Consider the following 2,071-nt stretch of genomic DNA (forward strand, 5'->3'; position numbering starts at 1 on the left):
GGGTGCGAAATAATACCGAAAGTACGGCGTTTACCGACTTCCAGTTCAAATGGGGATTTCGACATCGCTTGCGATCTTCTTCTGAGCCTGGCCTGCCAGCATAGCGCTGGATTCAGGAGATATCCGGACGCTTGCCGCAACCCGGTCTGAGGGGCGCAATGATATGCAAAGCCTCGCCTCTTGACCAGACGATTCCTGTATCCGGCCCGGTGAAGACAACCTGCCGGTGATTCCTGCTCTGCATCAAGAATCGTGTTTACGTGACACTCCCAGGCGCTGCTTGTTGCTGCCGTAGTACGGCACTGACGCTATAATGCAGCCATGACTCATAAACTGAACCTGCTGTTGCAACGCCTCGCCCTGCTGCGCTTATCCATCGCCAGTATCTGGCTGATGTTTCTGCTTTATCTGCAATGGCAGGGCTTTGCCGGTCTGGATATCGCCTGGGCGTTGCTCGCCCTTTATCTGCCACTGTTAGCAATCAGTGGCTGGCAGGGATATCGCCGCAATATTCAGGACTGGCATCTGCTTTTACATCTGGCCTTCGAGTGCCAGCTGCTCGCCGGCCTGCTGTTTTTTACCGGCGGCGCCACCAACCCCTTTATTTCCTACTTTCTGGTATTGCTGGTCGTCAGTGCCTACAGCCTGCCAATCAGCTATTCGCTGCTGATCACTGTGCTCTGCATTGCCGATTACAGCCTGCTGACTCAGTGGTATCAGCCGCTGCTCAGTAATCATGTTCATGGTCTGCCGGGTCACAGCTTATTTGATCTGCATCTGGCCGGCATGTGGCTGACCTTTGTTATCAGCGCTCTGATCGTCGTAACCTTTATCCCGCTGCTGCTCAAATCTTCCCAGCAGCAACAGCAGGAAATTCAGCAACTGCGCGAACAGCAACTGAAAAATGAGCAGCTGATCGGCATTGCTACCCTCGCCGCCGGCACCGCCCACGAAATGGGTACGCCGCTGATGACCATGCATATGATTCTCGACGACATCGCCCAGCAACCCGACCACCCGCTGAGCAAACACGATCTGCATATCCTGCGCGAGCAGGTTGGCGTTTGCCGCCAGTCTCTGCAGCAACTGGCCAATGCCGGGCGCACCGCTCATCAGATTGGTCATCATCAGGCACAGGTCTGGCTCAGCAGCCTGCTGCACCGCTGGCGGCTGAGTCATCCGAATGCACTCTGGGTCGATAATGGCATCGCCTGTGAGGCCGAGATTCCATCCTCCCCTCTGCTTGATCAGGCGCTGCTCAACCTGCTGGATAATGCCGCCGAGGCCGGCCAGCAGCCGGTGCACCTGCACAGCGCAGTGCAGAATGGCCAGTGGTATCTGAATATTCTGCAGCCCGACCCCAAAGCTGCCGGGAACATTCATCAGCAAAGCCTGTTCCACAGCCAGAAAGAACACGGAATGGGCATCGGCCTTTACCTGAGCAATGCCAGTGTTGAGCAATTCGGCGGTTCAGTTCACCTGATCGCACAAAGCAACGGCGCCAGCCTGTGCCGCATCACCCTGCCCCTGAGCCACCAGCATGGATAACCCAGTGAATAAACGCATCCTGATTATTGATGATGACCTGCATTTCAGTCAGGTCCTGGCACGCAGTCTCGAGCGCCAGGGTCATCAGACGGCCGTTGCCGCCAGCGGCGATGAAGCCCTGCAGGCCGCACAGGATCTCCAGCCGCAGTGGGTAACCCTCGATCTGCGGCTGGAGCAGGAATCCGGCCTGGGGCTGATCGGCCGCCTGAAGCAGCAACACCCCGACTGCCGCATCGTGATGCTGACCGGCTATGCCAGCATTCCGACGGCGGTCGAAGCGGTAAAACTGGGCGCACATAATTATCTGCACAAACCCGCCACCCTGCAGGAATTAATCGCAGCCTTTGACGATTCAGGCCAGCCCCAGGAACCAATGCCGGATAACAGCAGCGTTATGTCGGTAGAACGGCTGGAGTGGGAACACATCCAGCGCGTGTTAAACGAACAACAGGGGAATATTTCGGGAACCGCCAGAGTGCTGAACATGCATCGCCGTACCCTGCAACGGAAGCTGCAGAAATAC

General features: G+C 56.8%; 2 protein-coding genes. Both read left to right on the forward strand.

Going from position 1 to position 2,071, the window contains the following annotated elements; all coding sequences use genetic code 11:
• Positions 1-321 precede the first annotated feature (321 nt).
• Positions 322-1,548: an ATP-binding protein gene (locus tag B3P58_RS08960; RefSeq protein WP_286717072.1), complete on the forward strand. Its 1,227-nt coding sequence runs from the start codon at positions 322-324 to the stop codon at positions 1,546-1,548.
• A gap of 4 nt (positions 1,549-1,552) precedes the next feature.
• Positions 1,553-2,071 (forward strand): response regulator transcription factor (locus B3P58_RS08965; RefSeq protein WP_349676587.1); only part of this gene is annotated, 519 nt, incomplete at its 3' end.

The organism is Thalassolituus sp. UBA2009, assembly GCF_002335285.1.
Lineage (GTDB): Bacteria > Pseudomonadota > Gammaproteobacteria > Pseudomonadales > Oceanobacteraceae > Venatoribacter > Venatoribacter alkanivorans.

Bases quoted from the DNA above. Each gene is read 5' to 3' on its own strand.
- B3P58_RS08960 (WP_286717072.1), top strand. From the start codon at position 322: ATGACTCATAAACTGAACCTGCTGTTGCAACGCCTCGCCCTGCTGCGC.